Source organism: Flavobacterium sp. CG_9.10 (assembly GCF_015752245.1).
Classification (GTDB): Bacteria; Bacteroidota; Bacteroidia; order Flavobacteriales; family Flavobacteriaceae; genus Flavobacterium.
This window is the reverse complement of the sequence record NZ_JADOVD010000015.1, coordinates 64,815-84,879: the sequence shown is the minus strand read 5'-3', so window position 1 is coordinate 84,879 and position 20,065 is coordinate 64,815. Positions and strand designations below refer to the sequence as shown.

The following is a 20,065-nucleotide window of genomic DNA, read 5'->3' as shown; positions in this document are numbered from 1 at the left end:
CCCGAAGCTTCGGGAGATGCCTCTAAAACCTTCAAAGCAATTTGGAGGTTTTTTTATGTCTAATTTTTAAGAAAAATTAAGTAAAGATAACGTTCAAATCCGTCCCGAAGCTTCGGGAGATGCCTCTAAAACCTTCAAAGCAATTTGGAGGTTTTTTTATGTCTAATTTTTAAGAAAAATTAAGTAAAGATAACGTTCGAATCCGTCCCGAAGCTTCGGGAGATGCTTCTAAAACCTTCAAAGAAATTTGGAGGTTTTTTTATGTCTAATTTTTAGAAAAATTAAGTAATACCAAAATACATATGAATTTACTGGAATGGATGTGATATAATTAGCAAATATTAATCAAGTCTGTCTTTCCGACGAAGGAGGAATCTCATCGAAAATATTCCTCAAAACAATGAGATTCCTCCTTCGTTGGAATGACAAAAAAATTGTTCTAAACAACAAATATAAACTGTAAATCGACCTACTGAAATTACCCATATTTTTAGAGAATCATAAATACAAAAAAGCCTAAATCGGAATATTACTATCCGATTTAGGCTAAATATTTTTGAAATAAAACTTATTTAACTATTTTTCTATTTTTTCTAAAGCATTTTTAACCATTTGTTTTTCTTTTGGAAACCAACCTTGGGTTATCAAAACCGTTCCAAAAATCATTAAAACAATACTAATTCCCTTTTTAATTTTTAAAATATTTAAAGGAGTTAATTTGTTTTTTAACTGCTTGGCTAATAAAATTTTAATGCAATCAACAAACAAATAAGATAAAATTACGGCAGCAAAAAAACTGATCATTCTAGAAGTTTGCATTTCCAGTTTTGGACCAACTGAAATAATAATTGCCAACCAGAAACCAAGAACTCCAATATTAATAATGTTTAAAAAAAATCCTTTTAAAAATAGACTTCCGTAATTCTTTTTAATAATCTCTTTATCAATAATATCAGTATTTACTTTTTCTTCCTTTTTTAACTGTAAAAAAGAAATAATACCATAAACCAACATCAATATACCGCCAAAAATAAAAAGAGCAGGCTTATCTTTTAGACTTTGAATCAGTCTGTAACTACCTAAATATGCGATTCCTATAAATACAATATCACCCAATATCACACCTAAATCAAAAACTAATGCTGCTCTAAATCCCTTTATAATACTTGTTTCCAGCAGAATAAAGAAGACAGGACCTATCATAAAACTTAAGAAAATTCCCCACGGAATACCGGATAAAATATCGTTTATCATTAAAATTTAAAATTTATCAAATAGAATTGCAAAACTATTATTTTTCTGTGATAGTTCCGCCTATGAAAACTTCTTTATTAATTTGTTTAGGTTTACCGTATATGAAAATAGAGCCTCCAGCTTTCACTTTTGCATCAACCAATGTGGTAGCATATATATCTGCATTTCCTCCTGCAGAAACGTTTATTGATGTTTGTGTGGTATGTAAATCCTTTGCTTTTAGCATACCTCCAGAAGTAATAACAACATCTTGATTTAATGCTGTTCCTGCTAAGTCAATTATTCCGCCTGCATTAGCCATAACATTTACTTTTTCTACATCAACAGTCACTTTTATTTCTGCTCCAGCTTTGGCATTCAAATTTAAAATAGTTTGCTTAAAAGTAGATTCTCCTGACACATAACTTCCTTCGCTTGCAGTAATGTTTTCTAATTTTTTAAAATACAATTTCACTATAATATCATTGCCTGAAAGTAATTTTGGAAAAGGCATTCTAACTTTTAATATGCCATTTTTATTTACCGCTTCCACTTCATTGGCTCTATTTCCAGTAATGACTACTTTATTTTCTGAAGATGGAATTAATTTCACATTGATTTTGTCAAATACTCTGACTTCATTAAAATCCCCTATGTTTCTCGTTATCTGTGCAAATGTTAATTGAGTTAATAACACAAATGCAATTATAAATACTTTTTTCATTTTTACGGTTTTGCTATGTCTTCAATTCGTCTTATAAAATTGAAATCCAATTGTTTTTTTACCAGGTCGGCGTTTTTTACTTTAACGTAAATTTCATCTCCCAATTGTAATAATTTACCAGATGTTGCGCCAGTTAGTGCATATTGTTTTTCGTCGAAAGTGTAATAATCATCTTTTATATCTCGAATTCTACACATTCCCTCGCATTTATTCTCTATAATTTCTACATATATTCCCCATTCTGTTACACCGGAAATTACACCCAAAAACTCTTGATCCTGATGATCTTGCATGTATTTTACCTGCATGTATTTGATAGAATCTCTTTCCGCATTTGTCGCTAAACCTTCCATGGTAGAAGAATGAACACATTTCGTTTCATACGTTTCTTCATCAGCAGATTTTCCTCCATCCAGATAATGTTGCAATAATCGATGCACCATTACATCAGGATAACGACGAATTGGTGAAGTAAAATGAGAATAATATTCGAATGCTAAACCGTAATGTCCTATATTATCTGTAGAATATTTGGCTTTGCTCATACTTCTAATCGCAAGAGTGTCAATTAAATTTTGCTCTTTTTTACCATTCACTTCTTCCATCAAAGCATTCAATGATTTTGAAATGTCTCCTTTGTTTCTAAAATCTATTTTGTAACCAAACTTTGCAATTAAAGTTTGCATCGCAATTAATTTGTCTTCATTTGGCTCATCGTGAATCCTATAAATAAAAGTTTTCTTTTGTTTACCAATATATTCTGCCACTTTTCTATTGGCCAAAAGCATGAATTCTTCGATCAAATGATTGGCATCTTTTGACACTTTAAAATAAACACCTTGAGGTTCTCCGTCTTGATCCAAATTGAATTTTACTTCGACTTTATCGAAAGAAATAGCGCCATCGGCCATTCTTCTTTTTCTAAAAATTTTAGCTAATTCATCCATTTTAAGCGTCGCAGAAACAATATCATCTGAAACTACATATGAACTTCCGGTAATAGATATTTCTTCTGGAATTGTATTGTCTTTGGTCTCTATGATGTACTGCGCTTCTTCATAAGCAAAACGCTGATCCGAATAAATTACAGTTCTACCAAACCATTGATTTACCACTTGTGTTGTTTCTGTTATTTCGAAAACAGCAGAGAATGTATATTTTTCTTCATTTGGACGTAACGAACAAGCAAAATTAGACAGCACTTCCGGTAACATAGGCACTACCCTGTCTACTAAATAAACCGAAGTTGCTCTTTGATACGCTTCGTCGTCAAGAATAGTTCCTTCTTCCAGATAATAAGAAACATCGGCAATATGAATACCTATTTCGTAATTTCCGTTCTCTAATTTTTTAAAGGATAAAGCATCATCAAAATCTTTGGCATCTTTTGGATCAATGGTAAAAGTCAACGTATCGCGCATATCACGACGTTTGGCAATTTCACTTGCTTCTATCGATGTATCAATTTTTTGTGCAAACGTTTCCACTTCAATAGGAAACTCTGATGGTAATCCATATTCGGCAAGAATAGCATGAATCTCCGTGTCATGTTCTCCTGGTTTCCCTAAAACTTTAATTACGGAACCAAAAGGACTATCCGCTCTTGCTGGCCAATCTTCGATATGAACCAAAACTACATCTCCTTGCTCTGCCTCTCCTATTTTATCCTTTGGAATAAAAATATCAGTATACATTTTTGGATTGGCAGTAGAAACAAAAGCAAAATTAGCTTGAATGTCAATTACACCAACAAAGTCAGTTTTATTTCTTTCAATCACTTCAATGACTTCGCCTTCAGGTCTCTTTCCTTTTCTTCTGTTGTAAACATAGACTTTAACAATATCTTTGTCTAAAGCGTGATTTAAATTATTGGTTGGAATAAAAACATCTTCTTCCAGTTCAGCACAAACAAAATAAGCCGTTTTACGGCCTGTCATATCAATTTTACCTTCGTAATAATCTTTACTTATTGCTTTAACCAAATATTTTCCGGGTTCTGATTCTATAATTTTATCTTGAGAAGCCAGAATCTTCAAATCTTTAATAATTTGATTTCTGCTTTCGGTATCATCGAGTTCCAGCTTTGCTCCTATTTGTTTATAATTGAATGCTTTATTAGCACTTTGGGATAATATTTTTAATATTTTATCAGAGAAATCTTTCCCTTTTTTTATCGGCTTTCTTAATCTTTTACTCATACAACTTTTCTTATAAGCCATAAAATTACGAAATAGTTCATGGTTATCAATAAATGGTTAACAGATTTAAAGAAAATATAACTTTACAGAATAGTTGTATCTTTATAAAAACAATTAAAATGGAAGACTTTCAAACCATTGCTATTTTTAATTATTCACATGAAATTGTTGTTCTAAAACATATTTTAGATCAAGAGGGAATTCATTATTTTTTCGAAAATGAAACTACGTTGGCGGTCGTTCCTTTTTACTCTGCAGCTTTAGGTGGAATCAAACTAAAAATACATCCAAACGATTTTCAAGCCGTTCAAGTTATATTAGACAATCTCAATAATAATCTTCGAATCGTATAAAGAAACAGACTTTTTACTTTTTTTAAAGATGATTTTAAAATTTAAAAACTCAAATGTTATCAACATCTATTTAAATAAACAAAAAGAAAAATTAAAATTAAATTATTTTTTGGTTGTTATTATAGCTTGTTAATAGTTACAATAAATTTATTTTAAAATGTATTGAAATGAACTTTTAAGATGTTATGTAGAGTTATCAACATACTTATATTAGCTTAAAGGATTAGTTTTAAAGTGTTTTTAAATTTTAATTAACAATGGTTAATAATCTAAACTGAATTGTTTTTGTAAATAAGTATTTCTAAAATTTTTGTTAATAAACTACTTTTTTATATTGATAACTATTCCAAAATTTCACCAAACAAAATTTGGATTTCTAAAGTGCGTTTTGGATTACTTATTTTTTGTTTACCACCCAAAAAAACTTCTAATATTCTATCTAAACTTATGAACAATCTATGTTAATTTAAAGTTAACTGAATATCAAGTGATTGCGTTTTGCTATTAACAATGTAAAAAATTAACAATTCTATTATATTATATGTATTGGTTAACAACGGTTTATATAAATAACATAATGAACAATAATGCTATGTTTTTAATAATGTGATAGTTAGAATTCGGTCTTAAAATGATTGTCTTCAACCAAATTATTTTTAACAAATAAACAAATTCACTAAACCATATATATAAAATTGTTTGGCTAAATTTGCCCCACACAACTTAATAAAATAAAAAATGAAAATCTCCATAGGAAATGATCACGCTGGCCCGGAATACAAAAAGGCAATTGTTGAAATGCTTAAAGCAAAAGGACATGAAGTAACTAATTACGGAACCGATTCTGTAGATAGTGTAGATTATCCTGATTTTGCGCATGCGGTTGCAAATGATGTGTCAAATGAAAAAGCTGATTTTGGAATCATTATTTGCGGAAGCGGTAATGGAATCGCCATGGCAGCCAACAAACACGAGAAAGTTCGTGCCGCTTTATGTTGGATGAAGGAAATTGCAACTTTGGCTCGCCAACATAATAATGCCAATATTATAAGTATACCAGCGCGTTTTACTTCTATACCACAAGCAATTGAAATGGTCGAGACATTTTTAAATACGGATTTCGAAGGCGGAAGACATCAAAACAGAGTAGACAAAATTAGCTGTTAGTAAATAAAATAGGATACTATACCCTATTATCTTAAAAAAATCGTGCAATTATTTCAAAATAATTGGGCGATTTTTTATTTTCATCAGTTTATTTTTTAATTTCATTGACTGAATTTATATTAATTTGGTCAGTGCATTGACTGAATTAACGTTAATTCAGTCAGTACGTTGACCGAATTAACGTTTTTTATGTATATTTGTTCTAGATTTCTAAAACAAGTAGTATGGGAAATTATTTTAAGAGAGCCATTGTCCAAGAATTTAACCGAAAATTACTTCCAAATAAAGTATTGATTTTATTAGGGGCACGCCGTGTTGGAAAAACGGAACTGATAATAAATTATCTTCAAACTATTCCTAGTGAAAGTTACTTGAAACTCAACGGAGAAGATATTAATGATGCAAATTTACTCAAGGAACGTTCCGTGAGTAATTACCAACGATTGTTATTGAATATAGATTTACTGGTAATAGACGAAGCTCAAATTATTCCCGATATCGGTTTGATTTTAAAACTGATTGTTGATTCTATTCCTGGTATAAAAATCATTGCGACGGGTTCTTCTATTTTTGATTTGAATAATAATCTGGGCGAGCCATTAGTGGGACGAAAAAATACTTTATTTCTTTTTCCATTGGCACAAATGGAGTTTGCTCTTTATGAAAATTACAAACAAACTACCGAAAATTTGGAACAACGATTGCTCTTTGGCGGTTATCCGGAATTGGAGCAATACACGGATTGGGAAGATAAAAAGGAGTATTTGTATGAAATCATCAACTCCTATTTGTTAAAGGACATTTTGATTTTTGATGGCATCAAGCATTCCGATAAAATATACGATTTGTTGCGTTTGATAGCATATCAATTAGGTAAAGAGGTTTCGTTGCTGGAGTTGGCAACTCAATTACAAATGTCTAAAAATACCGTTGCCAACTATTTAGATTTGCTTTCTAAAGTATTTATAATTTTCAAAGTGGAAGGTTTTAGCAGGAATCTGCGAAAGGAAATTGTAAAATCGAGCCGGTGGTATTTTTATGATAATGGCATTCGGAATGGCATCATCAATAACTTTAATCGTTTGGATTCCAGAACCGATATTGGCGATTTATGGGAAAATTATCTCGCTTCAGAAAGAGTCAAAAAGCAAAATTATCAAAAGATAAAAGCTAAAAATTACTTTTGGAGAACTTATGATCAGCAAGAACTAGATTGGTTGGAAGAAACAGTAGAGGAACTTCACGGTTTTGAATTTAAATGGAACGAAAAGAAAAAAGTCAAAATTCCGACCGCTTTTGCAAAAGCGTACCCTGATGCAACTTTCGAAGTGATTAATAAGAGTAATTATTTAGATTTCATACTCTAGAAAGTCAAGATATAACAATCCCAAAACCACTAAAATTTGGATAAATACAATTCTGTAAAACTTAAAAAGATAATATTTTTTAGATGTTTTATGATTGAAAAAATACATGGCTAATGCCGAACCAATGGTGCCGCCAAAAGCAGCAAAAGTCAAAAGGGTTTCTTCGGAAATCCTTTTTTTATGCACAATTGCCAATCGTTTATCATAAGCTGTAATTATAAAAGCTAAAATATTCAAGGTCAAAAAACTATATAATAAAGTCATAATTGATATAAATTTGAAGTTAAAAGCTATTATTTTAGCTAAAAATTAATTAGACGATTTCATTTTTCTAATTAAAACTTTTTCAGATTAATACATTTAAAATTATCTAATTACAGGATGACCAATATACAATTTATAGCTAAATATGTTTCTACTGAAGCAATTAATATTCAAAACACAGTTCAATTATTAAAAGAGGATTGTACGATTCCATTTATTTCCCGTTACAGGAAAGACAAAACCGGAAATCTGGACGAAGTTTTTATTGAACAAATTGCCAAATTCCAAAAAGATTACGAAGTCATTGTAAAACGAAAAGAAGCGATTTTAAAATCGATTCAGGAACAAAATGCGCTTAGTCCAGAATTAGAGAAAAAAATCCAAAACAGTTTTGACTTACAGGAATTGGAAGATTTTTATTTGCCTTATAAAAAGAAGAAAAAAACCAAGGCCGATGTTGCTCGTGAAAACGGATTGGAACCGCTCGCTAAAATCATCATGGCGCAAAATAATGATGATGTCGACTTTATTTCAACACAATATTTAAACGAAAATGTCAGCAATGAAGAAGCAGCACTACAAGGAGCCAGAGATATTATTGCCGAATGGATTAATGAAAATATTTATGTTCGAAAACAACTCCGAAGATTGTACGAACGCAAAGCCACCATTACAACCAAAGTAGTAAAAACGAAGAAAGACGAAGAAGCAGCACAGAAATTCAATCAATATTTTGAATGGTCAGAACCTTTGACAAAAGCACCTTCACACAGATTACTAGCGATGCTTCGTGCCGAAAACGAAGGTTTTATTAAGTTTAAAGTCGAAGTCGATATTGATGAAGCGTATGATATTATTGATGCGTTAGTTTTAAAAAGTCAAAATAAAACCACACCACACGTACAATTAGCGATAGAGGATAGTTACAAACGATTGTTAAATCCGGCAATTTCAAACGAAGCTTTACAAGAAGCAAAGGTGAAGGCTGATGCCAATTCGATTCAGGTTTTTGCAAATAATTTGGGGCAGTTATTGTTAGCGCCTCCTTTAGGTGAAAAAAGAATTTTAGCGATTGATCCAGGGTTTAGAAGTGGCTGTAAAATTGTTTGTTTGGACGAAAAAGGAGATTTACTATACAATGAAACGATTTATCCGCATGCGCCACAAAAAGAGGAAGCCATGGCGATGAAAAAAATTCGTTCGATGGTGAATTCTTATAAAATTGATGCGATTTCCATTGGAAACGGAACCGCTTCGCGTGAAACCGAATTTTTTATCAAGAAAATAGCTTTCGACAAACCGGTTCAGGTTTTCATTGTTTCAGAAGCTGGCGCATCTGTTTATTCCGCATCGAAAATTGCAAGAGAGGAATTTCCTAATTATGATGTGACGGTTCGTGGCTCGATTTCTATTGGGAGACGACTTTCGGATCCTTTGGCAGAATTGGTGAAAATTGACCCAAAAGCCATTGGCGTAGGCCAATACCAGCATGATGTGGATCAAAATAAGTTGAAAGAAGAACTTGATAATACCGTGATTCGTTGTGTGAATTCCGTTGGTATCAATATCAATACGGCGAGTAAACATTTGTTGAGTTATGTGAGTGGAATAGGAGAGAAGCTGGCCGAGAACATTGTTCAATATCGCTCGGAAAATGGTCCTTTTACGGATCGAAAACAACTCAAAAAAGTGCCGCGATTAGGTGAAAAAGCGTACCAACAAGGTGTGGCTTTTATCCGAATTTCGAATGCTAAAAACCCGTTGGATAATTCGGCAGTTCATCCAGAAGCTTATGGAATTGTGGAGAAAATGGCTAAGGATTTGAAATTGACGGTGAATGATTTAATTGCCAATACAGAAAAAACGACTTTAATAAAACCAGAAAATTACATTACACCAGAGATTGGTTTGTTGGGATTGAAAGACATCATCAAAGAATTGGAGAAACCAGGATTGGATCCAAGAAAATCGGCTAAAGTATTTGAATTTGATCCCAATGTAAAAAGCATAAAAGACGTAAAAACCGGAATGATTTTACCGGGAATTGTGAATAACATCACCAATTTTGGATGTTTTGTGGATATTGGCGTGAAAGAAAGTGGCTTGGTTCACATTTCACAGCTTAAAGCGGGGTTTGTGAGTGATGTAAACGAAGTGGTAAAACTACACCAACACGTTCAGGTAAAAGTAACGGAAGTTGATGAAGATAGAAAACGGATTCAGTTGACAATGATAATTTAGATTTATTTATTGCTTTTCCAAATAAATCCATCTAAGAGATAATGAGTAAATTGTGGTACTGTTAATAGCGGTACCACTAAAAAATACCAATTAGAAAAATCTTTTGTTATGCCTGAAAATTGCTCATTCCAAACTAAAATTTCCCAAAGATATTCTTCAGAGAAAGCAATAAAAATTAAAATTGCGAGAAAAAGTAAAAGCCCTTTGAAATGTTTAAAATAATACAACCCATTCAATTCTGCAGTTGGTTTTTCATCAATTTCTTTTAGATAAACTAATGCAATATAGGGGATTCCGTGGGAAACAACATTTAGTAAAGTGAAAATTAAATCGTTATTGAAATAAACGATTCCAAAAAACCAGGACAAAATAGTTCCCAATATTATTGCGTTTTTTGGAATATTAAAATAATTGTTTTTTTTGGCAATATAACTCGTTCTCATCACATAAAAAAGAAGGATGAAACCATAAACCCAACTCAAAATAGTAATCAAAATAGGATTTTCAAAATGCAAAAATTCATTTTCCACAAACCAATTAAATTTTCTGGGAGCAGATAAAAACCAATACAACATAGGATAAATAGTGGCGGTATAAATAACTAGATTATCAATCCAAGCCCATTTTTTAGATTCATTTCGAGCATATAAACGCATAAAACCATATTGCTGTCTTATGAAGTGAAAAACGGCGACATAAGCCAGTACAGACCAAAATACACCACTTCCAAAAGAAAACAAAATCATTCCGATCAGGAAACACAAAATAGGCAATCCAATCAATAATTTTTTCCTTTTTTGGAATTCATTTGATACAAAATAGGTCTTAAATAAAGTGGCATAAACGTGAGCCACATCAATAAAAACAATTAGAAAAAGCCAAGTATAAAACGAATATTTATCTTCGATTTGACGGAGTTGATTTTGGAATAAAAACACAACTGCAACAACCAAGAAGGAGGGAGATAAAATAAACAGGCTGTCTGTTTTTGGTTTATGAATCCATGGTTGTTGCATCTAGCATTGTATTTACTGCGTTAATTCCTTGATGAAAGGCTTCTTCAAAAATCGAAATTCCTGACAAATCACTATGGGCAAAATAGATTGTATTGTCAATAGGTTTCGAGGCTTCTTTTTTTGCTTGACCATAAATAAAACCAGGAACAGGACTTATCATTCCGTGTCCTAATAAATGAATTTCAATACTTTCTGTAAGCAATTCAGTGTTGGGATGTGCTATTTTTAGATCGTCAAAAACCATTTTTTGCCAATATTCTTTCGGTTTTTTATATAAATCCTTTCGTGTTCTTTTTAAATCGGAAGATGAAAAACTATAATAATAGGTAATTACTTTTTTTTCTTGAACTTGTTGCAAAGATTGCTGTTGGTCATAAATATATCCCAGCCCTTTTGAACCATAAATTACATTGTCCCAACATAGTGGAAAACTGCCATTGTCCGATAAATCTGAAACAACCAAGGTTGCCAATAACCAAGGTGTATAATGAAAATTAGAAGCTAAATCTTTCCGGTTTTCCAATAGATATTGATTTACAAACTGCGGAGTTGCAAGCAATATTTTATCGGCTGTTATGGCAATGGTGGTATTTGTTTTATTATCAAATACTTTGGCAACGGCTTTATTTTTGTCGGTTTTAATTTCGAAAACCAAATGGTTTTTTAGCGATCTTCCTTTTACATATTTTTGCAAATGATGTGCTAATCGTGAATTTCCTTCAGGCCAAGTAAGTACAGTATCTTGTTTATCTGTTGAAGCATTTTGTTTTCTTCCTGCAAAATAATGAATTCCAGCATAGGCCGAAACATATTCGATTCCCAAACCAAAATCATCTCTACAACAATAATCAATATAATTATACAGCGGTTTTGATGTAAATTGATTGCCATCAAACCATTGTTTCATCGTGACAGAATCCAATTTTTTTAGCGCTTCATTTTCGGAAGATTCAGAAAGCGGAATCATAAACCAATATTTTTCCTGTTCGTCTTTCTGAGTCCTAAAATCATCCATTAATTTAAAGAAACGAACTAATTCCTTATCTTCTAAAAGTGTATTTCCTGATTTTGGAACAACTCCTTCCTGCCAATTATTTTTATAAAATAAACGTTCATCGGGAGCAAAAGTGAGTTGGGTTTCATCAAATTTTGGAAAACCTTTGGAGTCATAACCCAGTATAATTTTTTCTTCTTCTAAAAATTGCAATAAGGCTTTATCTTCCAAATTGGGTAAAGGCAAATAATGGGCACCTAATGGATATTTAGAATATTTGTTTTCTCCATTGGATGAATTTCCGCCCAAATGATCTTCTAATTCGACTATCAAAAAATCTGTAATTCCTTTTTTGGTTAATTGTCTGGCGGCGCTTAAACCGGTAATTCCTCCGCCAACTATTAAATAGGGAATAGAAATTTCTTGTATTGGTTTTGGAAAATTTTTAACCCGAAGGCGGTGACCTAAAATATGATTGGTTCCCGATAATCGAATCAGCAACGTAACCACTTTTTCTTTACAAGCATCCAAAAAAGGAATAACCAGTAAAGAAGCAGCTATTATTTTGAAGAAGTTTCTTCTTGAATTATTGTAATTTTCCCCATTCTTCATCGAAATAGCGTACTAAAATTTGGTTATCTAATCGATTGATTTCAATGTCTTTTGAAATCATATCCTGAGAAAAATAATTGAATTTATCAAATTGATAATTGTAAAAACGGAGGGTATTTACTTTTCGGTTTACAGTATTAAATGTAGTTCCAAAACCATTGATTGCAATGGTATAGCCCCATTCGCCAAACGAAGGAACATAAGCGTGATAAGCATCTACTTGCGGAAAAACCTGCATTACCGTTTTATTAATAGACCAAAATGATTTTGGAGCAAAATAAGGAGAGGTGGTTTGTATCACGGCAACAGCATCTGGATTTAATAATTTTTGAAGGCTAACATAAAAATTAAGCGAATACAGTTTTCCTAAACTATAATTGGACGGATCGGGAAAATCAATAATAACGACATCAAATTTTTCTTGACAGTTTTTTGCCCATATGTAAGCGTCTTTGTTGTAAACGGTTACTTTAGGATTGTTGAGCGAATTTTTATTAAAACCTGTTAATATTGTATTGGTTTTGAACATTTTGGTCATTCCTTCATCCAAATCGACAAGGGTTATTTTTTTGACGTCTTTGTATTTCAAGATTTCTCGAACAGCCAGTCCATCGCCACCACCTAAGACCAAAACATTGTTCACGTTTTTTGCCATCGATAAAGCAGGATGTACTAGAGCCTCGTGATAACGGTATTCATCGGCGGAACTAAACTGTAAATTGTTGTTGAGGTACAATCGGTAATCGCTTTTGTTGTGGGTTAAAACGATTCTTTGATATGGCGTTGTGTTGGTGTAAATAATATTTTCACCATACAGTTTTCCTTCTGAATAAGATAAAATTTTATCTGAAAATAAAAAAACGGTGAGCAATATTAAAAATGATAGAATGGCTTTGCTTCTTAATAAATGTATTTTTTTTAATTCTTTTTTAAGCAAATAACACAAGGCAATCGCAATAGAAACATTAATCATTCCGAAGAATAACGAAGTGCCCATAATGCCGAGTTTTGGTACTAAAACAAGCGGAAATAGGATGGAGGCCAATAATGCTCCGATGTAATCAAAAGTAAAAACATTAGAAACTAAATCTCTAAACTCGACCTTGTCTTTTAGAATATTCATCAAGAGCGGAATTTCTAATCCGACCAAACATCCCGTTATAAAAACAAGGAAGTAAAGTATCAATTGAAAGGAATAGATGCTTTCGAACAACAGAAATAAAATGACGGAACTTAATCCTCCAATTAACCCAACCAGAATTTCAATTTCAACAAAAGTATGGAGCAGATTCTTGGTTAAAAATTTCGAAAAATAGGAACCAATCCCCATCGAAAAAAGATAAACCCCAATGATAAAAGAGAATTGTTTTACGGAATCGCCCAATAAATAACTAGCCAAAGTGCCCGCTACCAGTTCGTAAACAAGTCCGCAGGTTGCAATCGTAAATACGGCAAAAAGCAGTAAGTATTCAAATTTTAAAAACTTTTTACCCATGAATAGCGGCACTAATAATCATCGAAATTCCAATGATAAAGGCAGCAAAAACAATTGCCAAAGCCACATTATTGTTTTTTGAAATTTGGTTCCAAGTATTCTCTGGCGTAAATTTTTCGATGATAAAATAGGCTGTCAATAGAATGACAATTCCAATAAGCGAAAAAACAACTGAAGCTAAAACGGGTTTCATAGTTAAAATATCCATAGTATTTTGGTTTTTGATTATTTGTGATAAAAGCGATTGATGCTGCTTCTGTTTGTTGAATTGGGTTTATAATTTTCGGTCGATTCGCAATCGCATATTTGGTTTCCTGTTGTGTTGTAATAAATAAAAAAACCATAGAAAAATAATCCCAATAGCAGTATAAGATAATTGTTTTTAATAAAAGGTATAATTTTTTCCATACACTTAGTTGTTATTCATTCCATCTTCTTTCTTCAAAATTTTTCTCGAGATAATACATTCCGATGACAAATACACCCATAAATATAAAGATCATCCAAACATTTCTCGAAGAAGGACTTGACCAAGTTGCCTGAATTTGAACCTTTTGATTTTGAGAATCTTCAGCAGCTTTCATTGGTGTAATGGACAAATGGTATTTACCAGCAGCTACGCCACAAATGTTAAATTCTTCGGTGGTATTTCCTTCAGTCCAGTTCTCACCATCGGTGTATCCGTGATAGTATTCAATGTCTTTGTTGGCATAAATTTCTTCACTTGTTGTTTCATTTATCAAGGCCACTTGCACATTAGCCCAAGAATTATCAACATTCGAGTTTACTCTTATAGACAAAGGGGCAGCACTTCCTTTTAAATCAAACGAAGCGGTTACAAAATCTTTAGTTGTAAATTGGTCAAACGGAATTTCAGTATTCAACACCTTTTGTTCTACACGGTCTTTATTGAGATACCAATTGGTAAGAAGAATCAATATGGCAACCAAACAGAGGGTTATGGCTAAATTTCGAATATTGAAAATAAAAGGTTGCACTTGTCCAATGCCTTTTTTTGATGGTAAATTGGAAGTGCCAAAAGCTCTTTTTATATCACTTTTTGAAATGTGTTTTCCTAAATAGGCGGTTTGTTCGTGACCCATTTTTTCAAAAGAAAGCATCAAAGGAGGGTTGATATATTCTATTAATTCAAATTTGTCAAAAACATCAAAATCAAAAAAACCTTGTGCAGCAGCAAATGTGGGATAATAATAATCGAATTGGTCGTAAGTAACATCCTCATATTCTAAAGTTAAAGGATGATTATTTACTTTTTCTTCAAAAGTAATTTCATTCAAAATAATCCAATGCCCAGCCGCTTCGGATAAATAGATGGAATCGGTCTGTTTTCCTTCTAAAATATATTCTGCCCATTCAAAACCTTTGTTTTCCTTGATAAGAATTCCAGTAATTTTATATTCAGAATTGTTGAAACTGGCCGTTTGTCCTAGGTCAAACTTCTCGTCAAATGAATAAGCTTCTCGTTTTTTATAGAATTTAAGCCCCTCTTCACGAGTGTTTCTATAAACGGAAGTACAATTTGGACAAGCAAAAGTTGTTACTTCAAAATGTACTTCAAGAGTTGTTGTTGTATTGCAATTATTACAAGTAACGGTCATATACTATCGGTTAATTTCGAAATCTTTTAGAATTTTTGCTTCAAAATAGTCAATGTATGCGGCAGTAATCTCTTTTACTTTATAGGTATTGTCTTGAAGGTAGTTACACAAATAGACATCTAAGGTTAATTGATTGAATTCAGGCCAAGTATGAATACAAATATGGGATTCTTTCAAACAAATAGAAATGGTAAAACTATTATTATCAAAATTATGAATAGTAACACCTACTTTCTCTAAATTATATTGATGAATTAAATTTTCAGAAAAAATTATAAAGTTCTCACTAGAAATTAATTTCTCTTTTTGCAGTACTTCAAGAGTAACAAGTTTATGTAAACCAGGGGAATAAGAATTAATCACCATTAAAAAACTAATATTTAGATATTACTTTACTATTTTAGAGCAGTAAAATATTGACTAAAGTAATAAATTTAATAGTATTGTAATATATTATTTATAATTTTAAAATGAAAGTTAACTTAGAGACTAGAAAAGAAACCTATTTGCAATGATAATTTAAACTATAAATAAAAGGCTTTTCAAATTTAGAAAAGCCTTTTTTTTATTTTGTTTCTTCGTCTACTTTTTTATCAGCAGGCTGGTTATCATCCTTAGCAGCGTTTTTGAATTCTTTAATTCCGCTTCCTAAACCTTTCATTAATTCCGGGATTTTTTTACCTCCGAAAAGTAATAAAACAACGGCTAATATAACAAGGATTTCTGTAACACCAAATCTTCCCATGATTGAATAATTTATGCCGAAGCAAATTTGTAATAAAAACTATAGACAAAGGTAATTAGAATAAATTAATAGGAACTCATTTCAAGGCAGTTATTTGGTTTCAACAACGTTAAAAATTTATTAAAATATTTTTTTAACTTCCTGCAAAGGGTTGAAAGGATTCAAATACCAGCAATAGCAATAATTGTTTATATTTGTTCAATAATCAAATTGTATGTCCAAAAAAAGACAGAAACGTAAAATAATAAAGGAAAATCTATTCAATAAAAGACGTTTAATAATTCTAAACGAAGATACTTTTGAGGAAACTTTTTCTTTGAAACTTACTTTGATGAATGTGTTCGTATTTGTTACTTTGAGTACAATTATTATTATAACGGTTACCACTTTTATTATCGCTTTTACGCCTTTACGAGAATTTATTCCGGGATATTCTTCTTCAAAACTTAAAAAAGATGCGACCCAATTAGCTTTAAAAGCGGATTCATTGTCATTTGCCTTGAAGAAAAACGAGGCTTACATCAAATCAATTCAGAAAGTATTAACGGGTGAATTAGAATTTGCAAAATTCAATAAAGATTCGATACTTGCGGCAACCGAAGACGTACCTTCACAGGTTAATTTATCTCCGTCAAAAGAAGAATTGGAATTAAGAACACAAGTGACGAAAGAAGATTCCCACCCAGCCTACCCTAAGGGGACGAGCCAAAACTCAAAATAATAAATAGGGTTTTTAGCTTATAATAAAATCTTGGTGCCTTTGATTCTTCATGGCATAAAAAAATTAAAAAGATAAAAAAAATGTCAATAAAATCAGTCGCTGCAAAACTTTTTGCAAAGAAAATATATACGAAAACACAGAAGTGGGCCGATAATCCTGTTGAAACCCAAAAAAAAGTTTTACAAAAGTTAATCAAAGATGCTAAGGGAACTCAATTTGGCATGGACCATCATTTTGATGCCATAAAAACAAGTTCCGATTTTGCGAAAAATGTTCCAGTTCGAGATTATGAAGGGTTGAAATCCTATGTAGACAGAGTAGTTAAAGGGGAGGAGAATGTACTTTGGAAAGGGAAACCGCTCTATTTTGCCAAAACTTCCGGCACAACATCTGGTGCCAAATATATTCCGCTGACAAAGGAATCGATGCCATATCATATTGAAGCGGCTAGAAATGCGATTTTACATTATATTCATGAAACCGGCAAAGCTGATTTTGTAGACGGAAAAATGATTTTCCTGCAAGGAAGCCCAATTCTGGAAGAAAAAAACGGAATAAAACTAGGAAGATTATCAGGAATTGTGGCTCATTTTGTTCCTAAGTATTTGCAAAAAAACAGAATGCCTTCTTTGGAAACCAATTGTATCGAAGATTGGGAAACCAAAGTAAATGCGATTGTCAAAGAAACATTTAACGAAAACATGACGGTGATTTCAGGAATTCCTTCTTGGGTGCAAATGTATTTTGAAAAATTGCAGCAAAAAGGAGGAAAGCCGGTAGGTGAAATCTTCAAAAACTTCAATTTGTTTATTTATGGCGGGGTGAATTATGAACCGTATCGCGCTAAATTTGAAAATCTGATTGGTCGAAAAGTGGATAGCATCGAGTTATTTCCCGCTTCGGAAGGATTTTTTGCCTACCAAGATTCCCAAAAAGAAAAGGGAATGTTACTGCTTTTGAATGGTGGTATTTTCTACGAATTTATTAAAAGTGACGAATTTTCTGCCGATCCCGAATCCCGAAGTTTCGGGACGGGACCGAGACGTTATACCATTGGCGAGGTAGAATTGAACGTAAACTATGTTTTGATTATTTCTACTAATGCGGGACTTTGGGGATATAATATTGGTGATACCGTCCAGTTTACTTCATTGAAACCGTATCGAATAATTGTTTCCGGAAGAATCAAGCATTACATTTCGGCTTTCGGGGAACACGTGATTGGCAAGGAAGTAGAAAGTGCCTTGCAGGAAGCGATAATTGGAACTACTATTCGGATTAATGAATTTACTGTTGCGCCACAAATCACACCAGCTGAAGGATTGCCATATCATGAATGGTTCATCGAATTTGAGAACGAACCGGAAGACATCGCAGCTTTTGCGGAAGCGATAGACAATGCCATGAGAAAGCAAAACATCTATTATGACGATTTAATTGTGGGGAACGTATTGAAAAAAGTGGTACTTACAAAAGTGGCAAAAAATGGTTTTCAGGATTATATGAAATCCATTGGAAAATTAGGAGGTCAGAATAAAATTCCAAGACTTTCTAATGACAGGAAGATTGTGGATTTATTAAAACTTTAAATAAAAGAATTACATTTACGGGTTAGAAAATAAAAAGAATGAAAGAAACTAAAAATATATCAAGATCCAGAGCACAAGAATCATCGGCAGCTATTGAAAAAATGTACATCACGATGCGCCATTTATTCAATAGAGGTTTTTATAAACCAATGGGAATTTCTGGGGATACTTTACGCGAAGCCTTATTGGCGTTACGCCCTGAAATATATGGAAATATTGGTGAAGAAAAAGTAGAATTAAATGGGCTTTTATATGTTATTGAACGTCTTCCTTTAGGAATTGAAGAATGTCGTTTTATTAATTTAACTTCGGAAGAGGGATATTCCAAATCTCATTTTCAAGCGATTGTTCCGCCTAAAAGACGTCGTAATTGCTATAGAATTGACGAGGAACAAATGAATGTAGAAATTACCCGTGGACGTTCCGACATCTATGATATTTTGACGCATTTGACGTTTATTTTCATTGAATCCCATAAAATCAGAAATCGAGTTTTGCTGGATGACGCCGGTGAAGTATCGCGCGATTGGTTTAAACTTGAACAGGCGGTTTCCCAAAACAAAAAACTGACTCTTATAGAAAAAGAGAAAGCGATTTCACATGCTGCGAATATCCTTGGACGAACATTTGAAGAGGTTTTAGATATTTATGATTCATTTGGTTCCGCTGCTTCGCCGGATCGCTTTTTACACGTGATTTTTTGGTTGGGAAAATTGGCAATTGAAGAAATAGTTAATGATAACAAGAGAACGATAACGTTCAGTCCTATTTTGAGAGAACGTTTAGGACATCATATTCATGGCGAAATATGGGCAACCAACATCAAGGAGGTGCTGAAAGAAAATGAACTTTTAGGACGACCTATTCATGTGATTAGTGCCAATATGCATAGCGTAATGAACTCTATTTTTGCAACGGAGGTTTTAAAAACCAAGTTCAAAGGCAAATCAGATTTCTTTATTTATGAAGAATTGAGCAAGCAGGGAGCAAATGAAGTTCGAAATCAAGTGGAAGAAGTAGCGCTGAAACACGGAATGATTTCGTTGCCCGATACTTCAGGAACTAATATTGATGTTCAAATTTTTGATACTGCCAAAATTGATTGGGCTAAATCATCGTTTCCAAAATCTAAATTAGGGGATAAACAACCCGTAATTATTGTCATGGACTATGCTTTTGGTGAGCAAGCTTATGAATGCATTGACGAGTTATTGAAACCGTATAAAAAAGAAACTTTGCTCAACGTAGAATCCGTTTCTATAATGGGAAAAGCAGGTATTCTGGAAGGCGGAAAAGGAGATATTATGATTCCGAATGCTCACATCAATGAGGGAACGGCGGATAATTATTTTTTCGAAAATGAATTAACTGCGGATATGTTTGAAGGAAATGGCATTTCAGTTTTTGCGGGACCAATGGTAACTGTACTTGGAACTTCCTTACAAAACAGAGATTTATTGAAATTCTTTCACGAATCTACTTGGGGAGTTATTGGTCTGGAAATGGAAGGTTCTTATTATCAAAAAGCCATTCAATCCGCATCCAAAATCAGAAAGAGTGTCCCATTGGATATTAAAGTGAGATATGCGTATTATGCTTCGGATAATCCACTTGAAACCGGAAGCACATTAGCTTCGGGTGGACTTGGAACGACAGGAGTAAAACCTACGTATTTGATTACCATTAAAATATTGGAGCAAATTTTCAACGTAAAATAAAAAGACAAT

General features: G+C 32.6%; 18 protein-coding genes. 7 read left to right on the top strand and 11 right to left on the bottom strand.

What is annotated here, in order from left to right; genetic code table 11:
- Positions 1 to 576 precede the first annotated feature (576 nt).
- Genes IWX84_RS12995 through rnr form a run of 3 tightly spaced genes read right to left on the bottom strand, consistent with a single transcriptional unit; the run spans position 577 to position 4,155 of the window.
- Positions 577 to 1,254 carry a LysE family translocator gene (locus IWX84_RS12995; protein WP_196851191.1) on the bottom strand — a complete coding sequence of 226 codons (678 nt, stop codon included), beginning with the start codon at positions 1,252 to 1,254 and terminating at the stop codon, positions 577 to 579.
- Between the two features lie 37 nt (positions 1,255 to 1,291).
- Positions 1,292 to 1,957, bottom strand: coding sequence for a head GIN domain-containing protein (locus tag IWX84_RS12990; RefSeq protein ID WP_196851190.1), 666 nt, complete (start codon positions 1,955 to 1,957; stop codon positions 1,292 to 1,294).
- 2 nt (positions 1,958 to 1,959) lie between these two features.
- Positions 1,960 to 4,155 carry a ribonuclease R gene (rnr, locus tag IWX84_RS12985; RefSeq protein WP_196851189.1) on the bottom strand — a complete coding sequence of 732 codons (2,196 nt, stop codon included), beginning with the start codon at positions 4,153 to 4,155 and terminating at the stop codon, positions 1,960 to 1,962.
- A 119-nt stretch (positions 4,156 to 4,274) separates the two neighbouring features.
- Between rnr and IWX84_RS12980 the strand changes: the two genes are divergently transcribed.
- The 3 genes from IWX84_RS12980 (at position 4,275) to IWX84_RS12970 (ending at position 7,042) form a co-directional block, all read left to right on the top strand.
- Complete coding sequence (locus tag IWX84_RS12980) at positions 4,275 to 4,508, top strand: DUF2007 domain-containing protein (RefSeq protein ID WP_196851188.1); 234 nt, start codon at positions 4,275 to 4,277, stop codon at positions 4,506 to 4,508.
- A 738-nt stretch (positions 4,509 to 5,246) separates the two neighbouring features.
- Entirely contained in the window at positions 5,247 to 5,675 is a 429-nt protein-coding gene (gene rpiB / locus IWX84_RS12975) for a ribose 5-phosphate isomerase B (protein ID WP_196851187.1), read from the top strand.
- A gap of 224 nt (positions 5,676 to 5,899) precedes the next feature.
- Positions 5,900 to 7,042 carry an ATP-binding protein gene (locus IWX84_RS12970; RefSeq protein ID WP_196851186.1) on the top strand — a complete coding sequence of 381 codons (1,143 nt, stop codon included), beginning with the start codon at positions 5,900 to 5,902 and terminating at the stop codon, positions 7,040 to 7,042.
- On the opposite strand, the gene IWX84_RS12965 is transcribed toward IWX84_RS12970, so the two are convergent.
- A complete protein-coding gene (locus tag IWX84_RS12965; RefSeq protein ID WP_231385494.1) occupies positions 7,025 to 7,306 on the bottom strand; it encodes a DUF1294 domain-containing protein in 282 nt (93 codons plus the stop codon). The genes IWX84_RS12970 and IWX84_RS12965 overlap by 18 nt on opposite strands.
- Before the next feature lie 117 nt (positions 7,307 to 7,423).
- Here IWX84_RS12965 and IWX84_RS12960 point away from each other — a divergent pair, with 117 nt between their 5' ends.
- On the top strand, positions 7,424 to 9,547 hold the full coding sequence (locus tag IWX84_RS12960; protein ID WP_196851185.1) for a Tex family protein: 2,124 nt from the start codon (positions 7,424 to 7,426) through the stop codon (positions 9,545 to 9,547).
- Positions 9,548 to 9,549: 2 nt separating this feature from the next.
- Here the strand turns inward: IWX84_RS12960 and IWX84_RS12955 are convergent, their stop codons facing one another.
- The 7 genes from IWX84_RS12955 to tatA form a co-directional block, all read right to left on the bottom strand.
- Complete coding sequence (locus IWX84_RS12955; RefSeq protein WP_196851184.1) at positions 9,550 to 10,563, bottom strand: hypothetical protein; 1,014 nt, start codon at positions 10,561 to 10,563, stop codon at positions 9,550 to 9,552.
- Positions 10,541 to 12,169, bottom strand: coding sequence for an NAD(P)/FAD-dependent oxidoreductase (locus tag IWX84_RS12950; protein WP_196851183.1), 1,629 nt, complete (start codon positions 12,167 to 12,169; stop codon positions 10,541 to 10,543). The genes IWX84_RS12955 and IWX84_RS12950 overlap by 23 nt, the downstream gene beginning before the upstream one ends.
- Positions 12,144 to 13,664, bottom strand: coding sequence for a polyamine aminopropyltransferase (locus tag IWX84_RS12945; protein ID WP_196851182.1), 1,521 nt, complete (start codon positions 13,662 to 13,664; stop codon positions 12,144 to 12,146). Before IWX84_RS12945 ends, IWX84_RS12950 begins: the two co-directional genes overlap by 26 nt.
- The gene (locus IWX84_RS12940; RefSeq protein WP_196851181.1) at positions 13,657 to 13,872 is read right to left on the bottom strand and encodes a DUF350 domain-containing protein; all 216 of its coding nucleotides are present in this window, start codon (positions 13,870 to 13,872) and stop codon (positions 13,657 to 13,659) included. The genes IWX84_RS12945 and IWX84_RS12940 overlap by 8 nt, the downstream gene beginning before the upstream one ends.
- A 211-nt stretch (positions 13,873 to 14,083) precedes the next feature.
- Complete coding sequence (locus tag IWX84_RS12935; RefSeq protein ID WP_196851180.1) at positions 14,084 to 15,283, bottom strand: DUF4178 domain-containing protein; 1,200 nt, start codon at positions 15,281 to 15,283, stop codon at positions 14,084 to 14,086.
- A 3-nt stretch (positions 15,284 to 15,286) separates the two neighbouring features.
- Positions 15,287 to 15,649 carry an S-adenosylmethionine decarboxylase family protein gene (locus tag IWX84_RS12930; protein ID WP_196851179.1) on the bottom strand — a complete coding sequence of 121 codons (363 nt, stop codon included), beginning with the start codon at positions 15,647 to 15,649 and terminating at the stop codon, positions 15,287 to 15,289.
- 199 nt (positions 15,650 to 15,848) lie between these two features.
- On the bottom strand, positions 15,849 to 16,028 hold the full coding sequence (gene tatA / locus IWX84_RS12925; protein ID WP_196851178.1) for a twin-arginine translocase TatA/TatE family subunit: 180 nt from the start codon (positions 16,026 to 16,028) through the stop codon (positions 15,849 to 15,851).
- Positions 16,029 to 16,242: 214 nt separating this feature from the next.
- Here tatA and IWX84_RS12920 point away from each other — a divergent pair, with 214 nt between their 5' ends.
- The 3 genes from IWX84_RS12920 to IWX84_RS12910 all read left to right on the top strand — a co-directional run bounded on the left by IWX84_RS12920 (position 16,243) and on the right by IWX84_RS12910 (position 20,056).
- A complete protein-coding gene (locus IWX84_RS12920; protein ID WP_196851177.1) occupies positions 16,243 to 16,749 on the top strand; it encodes a peptidase in 507 nt (168 codons plus the stop codon).
- 80 nt (positions 16,750 to 16,829) lie between these two features.
- On the top strand, positions 16,830 to 18,338 hold the full coding sequence (locus IWX84_RS12915; RefSeq protein ID WP_196851176.1) for a GH3 auxin-responsive promoter family protein: 1,509 nt from the start codon (positions 16,830 to 16,832) through the stop codon (positions 18,336 to 18,338).
- A gap of 38 nt (positions 18,339 to 18,376) precedes the next feature.
- Positions 18,377 to 20,056, top strand: coding sequence for a DUF6909 family protein (locus IWX84_RS12910; RefSeq protein ID WP_196851175.1), 1,680 nt, complete (start codon positions 18,377 to 18,379; stop codon positions 20,054 to 20,056).
- Positions 20,057 to 20,065: the final 9 nt, after the last annotated feature.